Annotated in this window: 13 protein-coding genes, 2 tRNA genes and 1 pseudogene; all 16 read right to left on the reverse strand. The window is 56.8% G+C overall.

The window, feature by feature from the left end; translation table 11 throughout:
- Positions 1-128: 128 nt before the first annotated feature.
- On the reverse strand, positions 129-752 hold the full coding sequence (locus tag AB4O25_RS14370; RefSeq protein WP_017528787.1) for a BON domain-containing protein: 624 nt from the start codon (positions 750-752) through the stop codon (positions 129-131).
- A 294-nt stretch (positions 753-1,046) separates the two neighbouring features.
- Positions 1,047-3,152: a polyribonucleotide nucleotidyltransferase gene (gene pnp / locus AB4O25_RS14375; protein ID WP_017528788.1), complete on the reverse strand. Its 2,106-nt coding sequence runs from the start codon at positions 3,150-3,152 to the stop codon at positions 1,047-1,049.
- 196 nt (positions 3,153-3,348) lie between these two features.
- Complete coding sequence (rpsO, locus tag AB4O25_RS14380) at positions 3,349-3,618, reverse strand: 30S ribosomal protein S15 (RefSeq protein ID WP_003177875.1); 270 nt, start codon at positions 3,616-3,618, stop codon at positions 3,349-3,351.
- Between the two features lie 115 nt (positions 3,619-3,733).
- Positions 3,734-4,651 (reverse strand): tRNA pseudouridine(55) synthase TruB, encoded by a 918-nt coding sequence (truB, locus tag AB4O25_RS14385; RefSeq protein ID WP_003176136.1) that lies wholly within the window; start codon positions 4,649-4,651, stop codon positions 3,734-3,736.
- 3 nt (positions 4,652-4,654) lie between these two features.
- Positions 4,655-5,050, reverse strand: coding sequence for a 30S ribosome-binding factor RbfA (gene rbfA, locus AB4O25_RS14390; RefSeq protein ID WP_003176137.1), 396 nt, complete (start codon positions 5,048-5,050; stop codon positions 4,655-4,657).
- Between the two features lie 159 nt (positions 5,051-5,209).
- Positions 5,210-7,736 (reverse strand): annotated as a pseudogene (infB, locus tag AB4O25_RS14395) (translation initiation factor IF-2).
- A 27-nt stretch (positions 7,737-7,763) separates the two neighbouring features.
- Positions 7,764-9,245, reverse strand: coding sequence for a transcription termination factor NusA (gene nusA / locus AB4O25_RS14400; RefSeq protein ID WP_017528790.1), 1,482 nt, complete (start codon positions 9,243-9,245; stop codon positions 7,764-7,766).
- Positions 9,246-9,292: 47 nt separating this feature from the next.
- Positions 9,293-9,751 (reverse strand): ribosome maturation factor RimP, encoded by a 459-nt coding sequence (rimP, locus tag AB4O25_RS14405; protein WP_032865935.1) that lies wholly within the window; start codon positions 9,749-9,751, stop codon positions 9,293-9,295.
- Between the two features lie 140 nt (positions 9,752-9,891).
- Positions 9,892-9,968: transfer RNA gene (locus AB4O25_RS14410), tRNA-Met, on the reverse strand.
- Between the two features lie 96 nt (positions 9,969-10,064).
- Positions 10,065-10,150: transfer RNA gene (locus tag AB4O25_RS14415), tRNA-Leu, on the reverse strand.
- Positions 10,151-10,172: 22 nt separating this feature from the next.
- Positions 10,173-10,556, reverse strand: coding sequence for a preprotein translocase subunit SecG (gene secG, locus AB4O25_RS14420; protein WP_003235031.1), 384 nt, complete (start codon positions 10,554-10,556; stop codon positions 10,173-10,175).
- A gap of 4 nt (positions 10,557-10,560) precedes the next feature.
- Positions 10,561-11,316, reverse strand: coding sequence for a triose-phosphate isomerase (gene tpiA, locus AB4O25_RS14425; protein ID WP_015885920.1), 756 nt, complete (start codon positions 11,314-11,316; stop codon positions 10,561-10,563).
- Positions 11,317-11,382: 66 nt separating this feature from the next.
- Positions 11,383-12,720 (reverse strand): phosphoglucosamine mutase, encoded by a 1,338-nt coding sequence (gene glmM / locus AB4O25_RS14430; protein ID WP_017528791.1) that lies wholly within the window; start codon positions 12,718-12,720, stop codon positions 11,383-11,385.
- A gap of 16 nt (positions 12,721-12,736) precedes the next feature.
- Positions 12,737-13,588, reverse strand: coding sequence for a dihydropteroate synthase (gene folP, locus AB4O25_RS14435; protein WP_137220329.1), 852 nt, complete (start codon positions 13,586-13,588; stop codon positions 12,737-12,739).
- Between the two features lie 8 nt (positions 13,589-13,596).
- Positions 13,597-15,507 (reverse strand): ATP-dependent zinc metalloprotease FtsH, encoded by a 1,911-nt coding sequence (ftsH, locus tag AB4O25_RS14440; protein WP_032883474.1) that lies wholly within the window; start codon positions 15,505-15,507, stop codon positions 13,597-13,599.
- Between the two features lie 200 nt (positions 15,508-15,707).
- Positions 15,708-16,358, reverse strand: coding sequence for a 23S rRNA (uridine(2552)-2'-O)-methyltransferase RlmE (gene rlmE, locus AB4O25_RS14445; protein ID WP_017528794.1), 651 nt, complete (start codon positions 16,356-16,358; stop codon positions 15,708-15,710).
- Positions 16,359-16,452: the final 94 nt, after the last annotated feature.

A 16,452-nucleotide genomic window follows, 5' to 3' on the forward strand; every position in this document is an offset into this window, starting at 1 on the left:
GACACAAAGTGCCGGGGCCTGTAATGACCACATCCGTGTGGTCGGTCGCATGAACCTCAGAGGTGCATTGAGTGGATATCTAACTCACGCGCCGCCGCCGCTGTTTAGTTCAAACTCAGTGTCAGGCGTTACTCGGCTTTCAGACCGTCAGCCGATACAGCTTTAACGCCTTTGATTTTCTTGGTGATCGCTACAGCGGTGGCTTTCTGCGACTCCGTCACGGCAGTGGCGGACGACAGGGAAACCACGCCTTTATTGGTCTCGACCTTGATGTCGGTGCCAGGAATACCCTTCTCGGTCACCAAGTCAGCTTTCACTTTGGTGGTAATCCAGGTGTCGCTGGTGGTCTCTTTGGCGTCATGGGCTGCGCCTTTGGTTTTGTCGATGCCGTCTGCTTTGGTAGCGCCGCCAGCCAGCAGGCCATCAGCGGATACGGCAGTCACACCTTTGATTTTTTTGGTGATCGCTACAGCAGTCGCTTTCTGCGCGTCCGAGATAGCTACGTCCGACGACAGGGAAACCACACCTTTGTTGGTCTCAACCTTGATGTCCGAACCTGGGATGCCTTTTTCAGTCAGCAGGTCGGCTTTGACTTTGGTGGTGATCCAGGTATCCGAAGTGGACTCTTTGGCTTTGGTCATTTCGCCAGCGGCCAGGGTCATTGGCGCTTGGGTAGGCTGAGCAAAGGCGGCGTTAGCCATGGCCAGGGTCAGGGCAGTAGCAGTTGCGGTAGCGAGAGCGAACTTCTTCATACGAGTAACTCCTGTTTTATTAAAAGTCTGCAGTGTGTGAACCTTGATGCTGCAGCGTTAACAGGGATATTGCAGGCACTGTGCCAACTCCCAACCACCCATAAAAACCTTTTAAATCAACAGGTTACAAAAACATGTGCTTTTTGAAATCGTGCAACTTGCATGAAGTGGATCGCGCCTGCATGCAAGTTGCGGGTTTTGCAGTGTATTAAGCGACTGATTTTTAGGCACTTTCCGGTCCCCATAAAAAAAGGACTCCGAAGAGTCCTTTTTTCAGCTTGAGCTGTGGGGTGATTAAACGCCCGAAGCCTTGGCTGCTGCTACGTCCTTGATGGACAGCTTGATACGACCGCGGTTGTCCACGTCCAGTACCAGCACTTCCACTTCCTGGCCTTCTTTCAGAATGTCGGTCACTTTCTCAACGCGAGCGTCGCTCAGCATGGAGATGTGAACCAGACCGTCTTTGCCAGGCAGGATGTTGACGAATGCGCCGAAGTCGACGATGCGCTCAACCTTACCAACGTAGATCTTGCCGATTTCGGCTTCAGCGGTGATGCCCAGAACGCGCTGACGTGCTGCTTCAGCCGCTTCCTTGGTTTCGCCGAAGATCTTGATCGAGCCGTCGTCTTCGATGTCGATCGAAGCCTTGGTCTCTTCACAGATCGCACGAATGGTCGCGCCGCCTTTACCGATAACATCGCGGATTTTGTCGGTGTCGATTTTCATCGCGATCATGGTCGGAGCATTTTCCGACAGCTCGGTACGCGACTGACCAATGATCTGGTTCATCTGACCGAGGATGTTCAGGCGCGCTTCCAGGGCTTGGCCCAGGGCGATCTCCATGATTTCTTCGGTGATGCCCTTGATCTTGATGTCCATCTGCAGCGCGGTAACACCTTTAGCGGTACCGGCTACTTTGAAGTCCATGTCGCCCAGGTGGTCTTCGTCACCCAGGATGTCGGTCAGGATGGCGAACTTCTCGCCTTCTTTAACCAGGCCCATGGCGATACCGGCAACCGGTGCCTTCATCGGCACACCGGCATCCATCAGGGCCAGGGAAGCACCGCAAACGGAAGCCATGGAGCTGGAACCGTTGGACTCGGTGATTTCCGACACAACACGGATGGTGTACGGGAACACGTCAGCGGCAGGCAGCATGGCCTGGACCGAACGACGCGCCAAACGGCCGTGACCGATTTCGCGACGACCAGCACCGCCCATGCGACCACACTCGCCCACCGAGAACGGAGGGAAGTTGTAGTGCAGCATGAACGGGTCTTTTTTCTCGCCTTCCAGGGTGTCCAGCAGCTGTGCGTCACGGGCAGTACCCAGGGTCGCAACTACCAGAGCCTGAGTTTCGCCACGGGTGAACAGTGCCGAACCGTGAGTTTTCGGCAGAACGCCGACTTCGATGTTCAGCGGACGTACGGTGCGGGTGTCGCGACCGTCGATACGTGGCTTGCCGTTAACGATGTTCTCGCGAACGGTGCGGTATTCGATTTCACCGAATGCAGCTTTAACGTCGCTGGCCGAAGGCTGACCTTCTTCACCGGACAGTTTGGCTACAACCTGGTCTTTCAACTCGCCCAGGCGAGCATAACGGTCGGCCTTGACGGTGATGGTGTAGGCATCGGAGATGGCAGCGCCGAACTCGGAGCGGATAGCGCCCAGCAGTTCGGTGGCTTCCGGGGCAGCAGCCCAGGTCCAGGTTGGCTTGGCAGCTTCGGCAGCCAGCTCGGTGACAGCCTTGATAACCGCTTGGAACTCGTCATGGGCAAACAGTACGGCGCCCAGCATCTGGTCTTCGGTCAGCTCTTTGGCTTCCGATTCAACCATCAGGACGGCTTCCGAGGTACCGGCAACGACCATGTCCAGGCTCGATGCTTTCAGTTGCTCGTAAGTCGGGTTCAGCAGGTAACCAGTGCTTTCGTGGAACGCAACGCGGGCAGCGCCAATCGGGCCATCGAAAGGAATGCCGGAGATGGCCAGGGCCGCCGAAGTACCGATCATCGCAGCGATGTCCGGATCAGTCTTCTTGCTGGTGGAAACGACGGTGCAGACAACCTGCACTTCGTTCATGAAGCCTTCTGGGAACAGCGGACGGATCGGACGGTCGATCAGTCGGGAAGTCAGGGTTTCTTTCTCGGAAGGACGGCCTTCGCGCTTGAAGAAACCGCCAGGGATCTTACCGGCAGCGTAAGTCTTTTCCTGGTAGTGAACGGACAGAGGGAAGAAGCCCTTGCTCGGGTCAGCGGTCTTGGCGCCAACAACGGTCACCAATACGGTCACGTCATCGTCAACGGTAACCAGCACTGCGCCGGAGGCTTGACGGGCGATACGGCCTGTCTCGAGGGTAACGGTCGACTGACCGAACTGGAATTTTTTGATAACCGGGTTCACGGTGTCCTACCTTCTTTGTGGCTCTTGGGGGAACGTGTCTTCTTGCGAAATTCTTGGGCAATGTCGGGAATCGGCCCAACCCTTGTCCAGGGGTAAAACATGCATCCAGATAAAACTTGAGGCTGGGAGCCTACCATGGGCCAACGGGAATCCCGATGACACACGGCAGACAACCAACCTCTAGCGCAATCGCTGATTAGCGACGCAGACCCAGGCGACCGATCAGAGTCTGATAACGACCCAGATCCTTGCCTTTCAGGTAGTCCAGCAGCTTACGGCGCTGGTTTACCATGCGGATCAGACCACGACGGGAGTGGTGGTCTTTACCGTTGGCCTTGAAGTGACCTTGCAGTTTGTTGATGTTGTGGGTCAGCAGTGCAACTTGCACTTCTGGCGAACCAGTGTCACCAACAGCTTGCTGATAGTCAGCTACGATTTGTGCTTTTTCTTGAACGTCGAGAGCCATGAGGCAATCCTTTTTTCAGGAAACCACCCAAAGGGCAGTTTCAACAGGCCAGGGACAAATCCCTGTATCTAAAAATGAGTAGTGACCGTGCCTGTTAACAGCCACACTCGTTCGGTCATTCTGACCGAATCAGTCGACGCGGCGCGATACGCCCGTCTTCGCTCACTTCACCGATACCGATAAAGCGACCGTTGTGATCCTGTACTCGCACCATGCCGAACTTCGGGGCATCCGGGGCGCGTACCGGCTGGCCGTTGAGCCAGTAGAACGCGCTGTGCTCCGAGAAGTGCAGCAATGGCCAATCGAGCAAACCGCTGTCCGAAGGCATCAGGAAGCGATCAACCGCTTCGTTGCCGCCTTCGGCGTGTACCGCTTCCAACTCTTCCAGCGTGACCGTCTGGGCCAAGGTGAAAGGACCGGCTTGTGTACGTCGCAGTTCGGCAACGTATGCGCCGCAGCCCAGTTGCTCACCAATATCCTCTACCAGGGTACGGATATAGGTGCCTTTGCTGCAGTCCACCGCCAATCGGGCAGTGTCACCCTCACAGGCGAGCAATTCCAGCCGGGCAATAGTAACAGAACGCGGTTCACGCTCCACCACTTCGCCTGCACGTGCCAGCTTGTAAAGAGGCTGCCCGTCGCGCTTGAGAGCCGAGTACATCGGCGGTATCTGGCTGATTTGCCCACGAAAAGCGGGTAAAGCCGCTTCGATATCAGCGCGACCAACGGTCACGTCGCGAACCTGCAAGACGTCACCTTCAGCATCGGCCGTGGTGGTGGTCTTGCCCAGTTGCATCAGGGTTTCGTAACCCTTGTCGGAATCGAGCAGGTATTGCGAGAACTTGGTAGCTTCGCCAAAGCACAACGGCAACACACCGGTGGCCAGGGGGTCGAGGCTGCCGGTGTGCCCGGCCTTCTCGGCATTGAGCAGCCAGCGAACCTTCTGCAAAGCGGCATTGGAGGTAAAGCCAATGGGCTTGTCGAGCAGAATAATGCCGCTGACGTTGCGACGGATACGTTTGACCTGAGCCACCGCTTACTCCTTGGCGTCTTCAGGTGTGGACGGATGTTGGCTGTCTTCAGCCACCGCACGCTCGATCAGTGCCGACAGGTGCGCCCCCCGCACGACGCTTTCGTCGTAGTGGAAGTGCAACTGAGGCACGCTGCGCAGCTTCATTTCACGGGCCAACTGCATGCGCAGGAAGCCTGCAGCCGAGTTGAGCACCTTGATGCTTTGCGCGATTTCTTCGCTGTTGTCCTGGCCCATCACGGTGATGAAGATTTTGGCGTGACCCACGTCACGGCTCACTTCAACGGCGGTGATGGTGACCAGGCCAACGCGCGGGTCTTTGACTTCGCGACGGATCAGTTGGGCCAGCTCACGCTGCATCTGATCGCCGATACGTTGGGTGCGGCTGTATTCTTTTGCCATGTCTTGTTACCTGTTACTGCCACATGGTGAAACCCATGGGGTCTGAAAGCGGCAAACGCCCGGCCTGACAAAAGCCAGACCGGGCGTTGCGTTTAGAGTCCTGACACGGCGCGGGGCATGTGCATGCCCACACGCTGCGTGGCTCCTGAAGTGCGCGAGTTAGAGGCTGCGAGCAACCTGGACCTTCTCGTACACTTCGATCTTGTCGCCAGCTTTGACGTCGTTGTAGCTCTTGACGCCAATACCGCATTCCATACCGGCACGCACTTCGGAAGCGTCATCCTTGAAGCGGCGCAGGGATTCCAGCTCGCCTTCAAAAATAACGATGTCTTCACGCAGTACACGGATTGGACGGTTACGGTGCACAACACCTTCGATAACCATGCAACCGGCGATCGCGCCGAACTTCGGCGAACGGAACACATCACGCACCTCGGCAACACCCAGGATATTTTCCCGAACGTCGCTGCCAAGCATACCGGTGAGGGCTTTCTTGACGTCTTCGATGATGTCGTAGATGACGTTGTAGTAACGCATGTCCAGGCCTTCCTGCTCGACGATCTTGCGAGCGCCGGCATCGGCACGCACGTTGAAGCCGAACAGTACAGCGTTCGAAGCCAGTGCCAGGTTGGCGTCGGATTCGGTGATACCACCGACACCGCCACCCACCACACGCACTTGCACTTCGTCGTTACCCAGGCCATTCAAGGCGCCGTTCAACGCTTCGAGAGAACCGCGGACGTCAGATTTGAGGACGATATTGAGCGTCTTCTTCTCTGCCTGACCCATGTTCTCGAAGATATTTTCCAGCTTGCCGGCGTGAGCACGAGCCAGTTTGACTTCGCGGAACTTGCCTTGACGGAACAGAGCCACTTCACGGGCTTTCTTCTCGTCCGCAACCACGCTCATCTCGTCGCCAGCGTCCGGGGTACCGTCCAGGCCGAGGATCTCGACAGGGATGGAAGGACCGGCCTCTTTGATCGGCTTACCGTTTTCGTCGAGCATGGCACGTACACGGCCGTAGTTCGAACCGACCAGAACCATGTCGCCTTGGCGCAGGGTACCGTCTTGAACCAGTACGGTAGCAACCGGGCCACGACCTTTGTCGAGACGCGATTCAACCACAACACCGCGGCCTGGGGCCGATGGGGTTGCCTTGAGTTCGAGTACTTCAGCTTGCAGCAGGACCGCTTCGAGCAGTTCGTCTACGCCGGTACCGACTTTGGCCGAGACCGAAACGAACGGCGTATCACCGCCCCACTCCTCAGAGGTCACACCGTGAACCGACAGTTCGCTACGGATGCGATCCAGATCGGCGCCCGGCTTGTCGATCTTGTTCACGGCAACAACCAATGGAACACCTGCGGCCTTGGCATGCTGGACAGCTTCAATGGTCTGCGGCATCACGCCGTCGTCCGCTGCAACTACCAGGATCACAATGTCAGTCGCCTTGGCACCACGGGCACGCATCGCGGTAAACGCGGCGTGACCTGGGGTGTCGAGGAAGGTGACCATGCCGCGCTCGGTTTCAACGTGGTAGGCACCGATGTGCTGGGTGATGCCGCCGGCTTCGCCCGCAGCTACCTTGGCACGACGGATATAGTCGAGCAGCGATGTCTTACCATGGTCAACGTGACCCATTACGGTCACAACTGGCGCACGAGAGAACGTCTCGCCTTCAAACTTCAGGGACTCGGCCAGGGAGTCTTCCAGGGCCGTGTCGCTGACCAGGGTCACTTTGTGGCCCAGCTCTTCGGCTACCAGTTGAGCAGTTTCCTGATCAAGCACCTGGTTGATGGTCGCTGGAGTACCCAGTTTGAACATGAACTTGATGATTTCAGCAGCCTTGACCGACATCTGGTTGGCGAGGTCGCCAACCGTGATGGTCTCGCCGATCTGCACATCACGCACGACAGGGCCGGTTGGGCTCTGGAAACCGTGGGCGTTGCGCTTTTTCAGTTTGGCCTTGCCGCGACCACCACGACGGAAGCCATCGCTTTCTTCGTCGGTAGTACGTGGAGCAACGCGTGGTGCGGGCGCTTTTTCTTTGACCGACGCACGATGCGGAGCGTTTTTGCGCTCGCCATCGCCACCACCGCCACGACGATTGTTATCGTCGGCACGTGGTTTGTCCGGGCGACGAGGTTCGTCGCGCTTGCGCGCATCGGCAGCAGGTGCCGGCGCAGCGGCAACCGGAGCGGCCTCGCGTACAGCCTCTGCAGGAGCGCCGGGCGCGGCGACCGCTTCCAGTGGAAGCAGGTTGCGCAGCAGCAGGCTGGCGACGCGCTTCTTCTTCGGCGCGACGCTTGGCTTCTTCTTCAGCCTTCTGACGAGCAGCATTTTCTACTGCGCGACGTTCTTCCAGTTCGCGTTTGCGCTCGGCTTCGATTTCTTCCGGGCTGCGCTGTACGAAGACTTTCTTCTTGCGTACTTCAACGCTGATGCTTTTGCTACCAGCAACACGCAGGGTGCTGGTGGTTTTGCGCTGCAATGTAATCTTGCGCGGTTCTTCCACTTTCGCCTTGTGGCTGCTCTTCAAGTGAGTCAGCAAAGACTGCTTCTCACTATCGCTCACACCTTCATCGGCGGCGGTGTGCGGCAGACCTGCCTCACGCATCTGCTGCAACAGGCGCTCTACCGGTGTTTTGACCTCATCGGCCAGTTGTTTCACCGTGACTTGCGTCATGCACTTCTCTCCTCAGGCCGCGCCTAATTACTCGAACCAATGGGCTCGGGCGGCCATGATCAACTTGCCGGCACGATCATCGTCAATGCCGTCGATGTCGAGCAGATCGTCAATAGACTGCTCGGCCAGGTCTTCGCGGGTAATTACGCCGCGCACCGCCAGTTCCATCGCCAAATCCTTGTCCATACCCTCAAGCGAGAGCAGGTCTTCGGCCGGATGGGCGTCTGCCAGCTTTTCCTCAGTAGCGATGGCTTTGGTCAACAAACGATCCTTGGCCCGAGCGCGAAGCTCGTTGACGATATCCTCGTCAAAGCCGTCGATGTTGAGCATTTCCTCCACCGGTACGTAGGCAATCTCTTCCAGGCTGGTAAAGCCTTCGTCCACCAGCACCTGTGCCAGTTCTTCATCGACTTCAAGCTCTTCGATAAAGTTGCGCAGGATGTCGCCGGTTTCAGCTTGCTGCTTAGCCTGGATGTCCGATTCGGTCATCACGTTCAGGGTCCAACCGGTCAGTTGGCTGGCCAGACGCACGTTCTGACCACCACGACCAATGGCCTGAGCCAGATTGTCTGCGCCAACGGCGATGTCCATTGCATGGGCATCTTCGTCAACGATAATTGCCGCCACTTCAGCTGGCGACATGGCGTTGATCACGAACTGCGCCGGGTTATCGTCCCACAGGACGATGTCCACACGCTCACCACCCAACTCGCCCGACACGGCCTGGACGCGCGAACCGCGCATACCAATGCACGCGCCTTGCGGGTCGATGCGTTTGTCCTTGGAGCGAACCGCGATCTTGGCGCGCGAACCCGGGTCGCGGGACGCAGCCATGACTTCGATCAGGCCTTCGGCGATTTCCGGCACTTCGATACGGAACAGCTCGATCAGCATTTCCGGCGCAGTGCGCGACAGGATCAACTGAGGGCCACGGTTCTCGGTGCGGATTTCCTTGAGCAGCGCACGCAGACGCACGCCAACTCGGAAAGTTTCGCGAGAGATGATGTCTTCGCGAGCCAGCAGCGCCTCAGCGTTGTTGCCCAGGTCAACGATCACGTTGTCGCGAGTTACTTTTTTCACGGTGCCGGAGATGATTTCACCCAGGCGTTCGCGATAGGCGTCAACGACTTGAGCGCGCTCGGCTTCGCGAACCTTTTGCACGATCACCTGCTTGGCGGTCTGTGCAGCAATACGGCCGAATTCGATCGACTCGATCTTTTCTTCGACGACGTCCCCCACCTTGGCGCCCGGGTGCGTTTGCGCAACCTTGCTCGGCCAGGTCTCGATCGCCGGATCATCAAGATCGTCCTCTTCAACCACCGTCCAACGACGGAAAGTCTCATAGGCACCCGTGTGACGGTTGATTTCCACACGCAGATCTACTTCGTCTTCAAAACGTTTCTTGGTAGCAGTGGCCAGGGCCAGCTCCAACGCTTCAAAAATCACGCTTGCCGGTACGCCCTTTTCATTGGATACCGACTCAACAACCAGCAGTACTTCTTTGCTCATCGTACGCCTCGCCTTTCGCAAGCCATTGGATCCGCGGGATCCGCGTCTCAGTCAAAACTGGGAATAATGTTGGCCTTGTCGATCATATCGATCGGCAACAGGAACTCATGGTCTTCTACCTGCACCACGACATCCTGCTCTTCTACACCACGCAGAAGGCCCTGAAAGTTGCGTCGCCCCTCAAAGGGAGATCGCAGCTTGATCTTCACTTGTTCACCGGCAAATTTTGCAAACTGATCAATAGTGAACAGTGGGCGTTCCATGCCTGGCGAGGAAACTTCGAGGGTGTACTCAACGGCGATCGGATCTTCAACATCCAGGACACCGCTGATCTGACGGCTGACAATGGCACAATCGTCCACCAGCACGCCGCCCTCTTTATCGATATAAACGCGCAACATTGAGTGGCGACCTTGAGCCGAAAACTCAATACCCCAGCATTCATAGCCTAGGGCCACGACCACCGGGGCCAACAAGGCCTGCAACTCTTCTAGCTTGCTCGACACCTGAACCCCCTCGTGCATGTATGTGCATGCTGTGCAAAATAAAAAAATGGGCGAAACGCCCATCCTTGAAACGCCGTCGAATAGCGGCGTTGAAAGTGTCCAGCTAACAAAAAGCCCCTTAAAAGGGGCTCCGCTAAAACTGGTTGCGGGGGCCGGATTTGAACCGACGACCTTCGGGTTATGAGCCCGACGAGCTACCAGACTGCTCCACCCCGCGACAAAGCTGGGGCGGAAGTATACGACCGATCCCTTACAGGGTCAATGTAACCTTCCACCTACAAGAAAGCCCGCAACAGCGGGCTCTCCTGATAATTGGTACCGAGAAGGGGACTCGAACCCCTACACCCTATGGGCACAACCACCTCAAGGTTGCGTGTCTACCAATTCCACCACCTCGGCAATACAGCGTTTACAACCCTTCTTACTTCTGCTCTTGAGCTGGAGGCACGTCAGTCGCTGGAGTAGCCGACTTTTGCTCTTGAAGCACCGGGACATCATCAGAAGCCGGTTTTGCTTTTGGTACTTCCAACACTGCCGGGTTTGGCAAACCTGCCTGAGTCAGCACATGAGCTTTCTCTTTAGCAAAGTAACCTAACCCTAAGCTGGTTATGAAGAAACCGGCGGCAAGTATAGCAGTAAACTTACTAAGAAAGGTAGAGGAACCTTGGCTTCCGAACACAGTATTTGAAGCACCTGCACCGAAAGACGCACCAGCATCCGCACCTTTACCCTGTTGCAACAAAACCAGGGCAACTACGCCCAGGGCAGCCAACAGATGAAAAACGACTACGACTGTTTCCAGCATTTTTTCAGTTTCCCGCGGCGCGACAGATCGCACCGAACTCATCTGCATTCAGGGAGGCTCCACCAATGAGCCCCCCATCGATATCCGGCATGCCGAACAGTTCGACCGCATTGGCCGCCTTCACGCTGCCGCCGTATAGAAGACGCACACCTTGTGCGACTTCAGAATTCTCTGCCGCCAACTGAGCGCGAATGGCTGCATGCACATCCTGCGCTTGTTGTGGTGTAGCAGTCAGCCCGGTACCAATGGCCCAGACCGGCTCGTAAGCAATTACTGCCTTTGCAAACGCACCAACACCCAGCTCCTCGATAATGCTGCCAAGCTGACGCGAGACAACCTCAAGAGTTTTGCCCGATTCGCGCTGCTCAAGGGTTTCCCCTATGCACAACACCGGAATCAAGCCACAAGCCTGTGCCGCTGCGAACTTGCGATTGAGTGTCCCATCACGCTCGCCCATCATCTGACGGCGTTCGGAGTGCCCGACAAGCACATAGGAACAACCCGCATCAACCAGCTGACTCGGTGCAATCTCACCGGTCAAGGCACCTTGCATGGCTTCCACCGCAGAATTCTGCGCGCCGACCTGGATCGACTTACCTTTCAAGCCATCAACCACTTGGGTGATATGCAAGCAAGGCGGGAAAACCGCGATATCAACACCGCTAGGCAAGGCCAAGTGACGAAGGCCGTTGATCAGCTCAGCGACACTGGCGCGGGTACCGTGCATCTTCCAGTTACCAGCTACCATAGTGCGACGCATGCTGTACCTCGTCGGTCAAAGTGGGCGCAGATGTTACCCAACCACATCATCACTGGCAAGCCGAATTCAGACGCAAACTTCAGTTACTAGTTTTGCCAAGTCTTCGGCATGGCCACGAACCTGTATTTCATCGTCACCCTCGACCATAACGCGCACCAAAGGCTCTGTGCCGGACTTGCGCAACAGCACCCGGCCACGCCCCGCCATTGCCAGGGTCACACGCTCGCACGCTTCTTTGACAGCTGGGTGCTCAATCGGGTTTTCACCGCCCGCAAAACGCACATTAAGCAAGACTTGAGGGCATTTACGCAGCGCCTGACGCGCCTGGGCCAGGCTCTCGTCTCGACGACGCAAGGCCAGCAACACCTGCAATGCCGCAATAATCGCATCGCCCGTGGTGGTGTGCTGGAAGCACACGACATGCCCGGAGTTCTCACCACCTACTTGCCAGTTACGCTCCAACAGTTCGGCAATGACATAACGGTCACCGACATTGGCGCGCACAAAGGGAATACCCAGGTCTGCCAGCGCCAACTCGAGACCGAGATTGCTCATCAGCGTCCCGACGACACCACCTTGCAGCTTGTTACGCTCATGCAAATCGCGAGCAATGATAAACAACAGGTCGTCCCCATCGACCACTGCACCCGTATGATCGACCATCAAGACACGATCACCGTCACCATCGAAGGCGATACCCAGATCGGCATGCTCAGCAAGCACGGCTGCCTGCAACTGCTCCATATGGGTGGAACCGCAGTTTTCGTTGATGTTCAACCCGTTTGGCTGGGCCGACAGCACCGTCACATCCGCACCCAATTCTCTGAATACGCTTGGCGCCACTTTGTAGGTGGCGCCATGAGCACAGTCCACCACGACTTTCAGGCCTGCGAAGTTGGTGCTGGTTGGCACACTGCTCTTGCAGAATTCGATATAGCGGCCGGACGCGTCATTAATACGCGACACCTTGCCCAATTTACTGGACTCAACCACCGTCATCGGCGCATCCAGCAGCTCTTCGATCATCAGCTCGATTTCGTCCGGCAGCTTGGTGCCCTGCCCCGAGAAGAACTTGATGCCATTGTCATCATGGGGGTTGTGCGAGGCGCTGATCACGATACCGGCTTCAGCGTGAAAGGTACGCGTCAGGTAAGCGATCGCCGGTGTCGGCATTGGCCCCAGCAACATCACATCAGCACCTGCGGCAGACAGACCAGCCTCCAGCGCGGACTCAAACATGTATCCCGAAATTCGGGTGTCCTTGCCCACCAGGATGCGGCAAGCGCCCATGCTGCGGAACGCCATGCCTGCCGCCCAACCCAGCTTGAGCATAAAATCAGGAGTAATCGGAAATTCGCCGACCCGACCACGGATACCGTCGGTGCCAAAGTATTTTTTAGTCATAAGTGCTCCATCATTCTTATTCGGCTGATTCTACTGCGGCAAGCATGCGCACCACATCCACGGTTTCGGCGACGTCATGTACACGCAAAATACGCGCGCCCTTGGTCATCGCAAGCGCTGCCAGTGCAAGACCACCGTACAGCCGCTCACCCACCGGGCGATTCAACGCGAGCCCTATCATGCTCTTGCGCGAAACACCGACCAACAAAGGCCGACCAAGGGCATGCAGGGATTCCATATGCTTGAACAGGCTTAAGTTATGTTGCAGGGTCTTGGCGAAACCAAATCCGGGATCAAGGATGATTTTCTCCGGCGCAATTCCTACGCTGGCACATTGAGTCATCCTTTCAGCAAGAAACCCACTTACTTCACCAACGAGATCATCATAGTGCGGACTGTCCTGCATATTGCCGGGCTCTCCCAGCATATGCATAAGGCACACGGGCAAGCCGGTAGCCGCAGCCGCATCCAAGGCGCCGTCACGCTGAAGGGAACGCACATCATTGATCAGCCCCGCCCCCAGACGCGCCGTTTCGCGCATCACGGCAGGCGTCGATGTATCAACCGAGATGATCACATCCAGCTCACGGGCGATAAGCTCTACTATTGGAGCCACTCGCTCAAGCTCCTCCACAGGAGAAACTACGCGAGCGCCCGGCCGGGTGGACTCACCACCGACATCAATCAAGGTCGCGCCAGCGTTCATCATCGCCTCGGCATGACGTAACGCGGCATCCAACTGGCTGAAGCGGCCACCATCGGAAAAGGAATCGGGGGTGACATTGAGAATGCCCATGACATGCGTATGGGCCAAATCAAGAACCCGGTTGCCGCAAGGCAACCGGGTGGAGGACAACACAGAAGTCATTTCAAACCTTAGTGATCAGCTGCAGGGCCGCCGATAGGGGTTTCAGGCCGCTCATTCTGAACGACTGGCGGGGTGCCAGAAGTGCCCGAACCGCCTTCCCAATCGCGAGGCTCACGAGGCTCGCGACCCGCCATGATGTCATCGATCTGATCGGCATCTATGGTTTCGTACTTCATCAGCGCATCAGCCATTGCGTCCAGCTTGTCGCGGTTATCGGTCAGGATCTGCTTGGCCGTGCCATAGCACTGGTCAATGATGCTGCGCACTTCGGAGTCGATCAGCTTGGCTGTTTCACCGGAGAAGCTGGCACTCTGACCGCCACCGCCACGCCCCAAGAACACTTCACCTTCTTCCTCGGCATACATCAGAGGGCCCAGCTTTTCCGACAAGCCCCATTTCGTCACCATATTTCGTGCAATCTGACTGGCCCGCATGATGTCGTTGGAAGCGCCGGTGGTTACGCCGTCGAAACCCAAGGTCATCTCTTCAGCGATACGACCGCCATACAAAGAACAGATTTGGCTGATCAGCGCACGCTTGGAGAGGCTGTAACGATCTTCTTCCGGCAGAAACATGGTGACACCCAGCGCCCGACCACGAGGAATGATCGACACTTTGTAGACCGGATCGTGCTCAGGCACTACGCGACCGACAATGGCATGACCCGCCTCATGATAAGCAGTGTTCTGCTTCTCTTTTTCAGACATGACCATGGATTTACGCTCAGCGCCCATCATGATCTTGTCTTTAGCCAGCTCGAACTCCTTCATCTCAACGATGCGCTTGCCGGTACGGGCAGCAAACAGCGACGCTTCGTTCACCAGGTTGGCCAGGTCAGCACCAGAGAAGCCTGGCGTACCCCGCGCAATCACCGCTGGGGCTACGTCATCACCCATTGGCACTTTGCGCATGTGCACTTTCAAAATCTGCTCACGCCCACGAATATCTGGCAAGCCCACCACGACCTGCCGGTCGAAACGGCCTGGACGCAGCAACGCCGGGTCCAGTACGTCTGGTCGGTTGGTTGCGGCAATAACGATGATGCCGTCATTCATTTCGAAGCCATCCATCTCGACCAGCAACTGGTTGAGAGTCTGCTCACGCTCATCATGACCGCCACCCATGCCGGCGCCACGATGGCGACCTACGGCATCGATTTCGTCGATAAAAATGATGCAGGGAGCATGCTTCTTGGCCTGCTCGAACATATCGCGAACACGGCTGGCGCCCACACCGACAAACATTTCTACGAAGTCAGAACCGGAAATAGTGAAGAACGGCACCTTGGCCTCGCCGGCAATCGCCTTGGCCAGCAAGGTTTTACCGGTACCCGGAGGTCCAACCATCAGTACGCCACGGGGAATACGACCGCCCAGACGCTGGAACTTGCCTGGATCGCGCAGGAACTCGACCAGTTCGCCGACTTCCTCCTTGGCTTCGTCGCAACCGGCAACGTCCGCCAGGGTAGTCTTTACCTGATCTTCGGAGAGCAGGCGCGCCTTACTCTTGCCAAAGCTCATCGGCCCGCCCTTGCCTCCAGCACCGCCTTGCATCTGGCGCATGAAGAACATGAACACAGCAATAATCACCAGGATAGGAAAGCTGGCTACAAGCAGTTGAGTCCAGATGCTCTGCTGCTCAGGCTGCTTGCCCTCGACAACCACGTGGTTATCCACCAGGTCGCCGATCAAGCCATTGTCTGGGATATTCGGGCGAATGGTCTTGAAGCCATCGCCATCGTTGCGCTTGCCGGTGATAACCGCGCCATCGACCGTCACGCGCTCTACCTTGCCATCCTTGACTTGCTGGATGAAGTCGGAATAGTTGAGGGTCTGTGGCTCGTTAGGGCTGGAGAAGTTGTTCATCACCGTCACAAGGACAGCCGCGATGATCAACCACAGGATCAGATTCTTTGCCATATCGTTCAATTAACTACCCTCTGAAGCAAGCTCCGCTACTGGCGCGTGCTTCGCATGATATTCACCGGCCTAACTTACTACATTACCTACAACTCTGGCAGGCGCCGTCTGTAACCCTTTGTGAAACTTTGACTACACAATATTCGTAAAGCTTCGTGACGAAAGCGATGTAAAAAAACCTATCGACTCCCTTCAAACCTTCAAAGACGCTCATCACTGGCGGCACCTTCGATGCCGCGGTACCCCCGCGCCAACAGGTATTGCTCGCGCGAGCGGTCTCGGGAAGAGTCCGGCTTACGCATCTGAACCTTGTCGAACAGCTTGCGGATGTTCTTGTGATATTCGTCGAAGCCTTCCCCTTGGAAGACCTTGACCAGGAAATCCCCACCCGGACGCAATACCCGCCCGGCCAGGTCCAGCGCCAGCTCGCAAAGGAACATGGCTCGCGGCATATCAACAGCCGGTAATCCACTCATATTGGGGGCCATGTCGGAAATCACAAGGTCAACCTGTGAATTTCCCACAGCCTCCAGGATCTCGGCCAGAACGGCATCCTGGGTAAAATCGCCGTGCACGAAGGTCACATCGGGGATGCTGTCCATCTCCAGGATATCGGAAGCGATCAACCGACCTTGCCCACCAATCAGACGACTGGCCACCTGGGACCAGCCACCCGGCGCAGCGCCCAGGTCTATCACGCTCATGCCGGGGCGAAACAATTTGTCCTTGTCCTGCAGCTCCAGCAGCTTGTAGCTGGCCCGGGAACGGTAACCATCCTTTTGCGCCTTTTTGACGTAAGGATCGTTGAAATGCTCTTGTAGCCACTTAAGGCTGGTTTTGGAACGGGCCACGGGCCACCTCGAAAATAAAACGGGTCGTGATTAACTGGGCGGTCCCGGACTCGCTCGGGTAAACTGGCCGCCGCTTTTTACAAGATCAGACGCA

This window comes from Pseudomonas sp. S3_A03 (genome assembly GCF_054668275.1).

Coding starts and splice junctions, on each gene's coding strand:
- AB4O25_RS14370 (WP_017528787.1), bottom strand. CDS start 752: ATGAAGAAGTTCGCTCTCGCTACCGCAACTGCTACTGCCCTGACCCTG.
- rpsO (WP_003177875.1), bottom strand. CDS start 3,618: ATGGCTCTCGACGTTCAAGAAAAAGCACAAATCGTAGCTGACTATCAG.
- rbfA (WP_003176137.1), bottom strand. CDS start 5,050: ATGGCAAAAGAATACAGCCGCACCCAACGTATCGGCGATCAGATGCAG.
- nusA (WP_017528790.1), bottom strand. CDS start 9,245: ATGAGCAAAGAAGTACTGCTGGTTGTTGAGTCGGTATCCAATGAAAAG.
- secG (WP_003235031.1), bottom strand. CDS start 10,556: ATGCTGGAAACAGTCGTAGTCGTTTTTCATCTGTTGGCTGCCCTGGGC.
- tpiA (WP_015885920.1), bottom strand. CDS start 11,316: ATGCGTCGCACTATGGTAGCTGGTAACTGGAAGATGCACGGTACCCGC.
- glmM (WP_017528791.1), bottom strand. CDS start 12,720: ATGACTAAAAAATACTTTGGCACCGACGGTATCCGTGGTCGGGTCGGC.
- folP (WP_137220329.1), bottom strand. CDS start 13,588: ATGACTTCTGTGTTGTCCTCCACCCGGTTGCCTTGCGGCAACCGGGTT.
- ftsH (WP_032883474.1), bottom strand. CDS start 15,507: ATGGCAAAGAATCTGATCCTGTGGTTGATCATCGCGGCTGTCCTTGTG.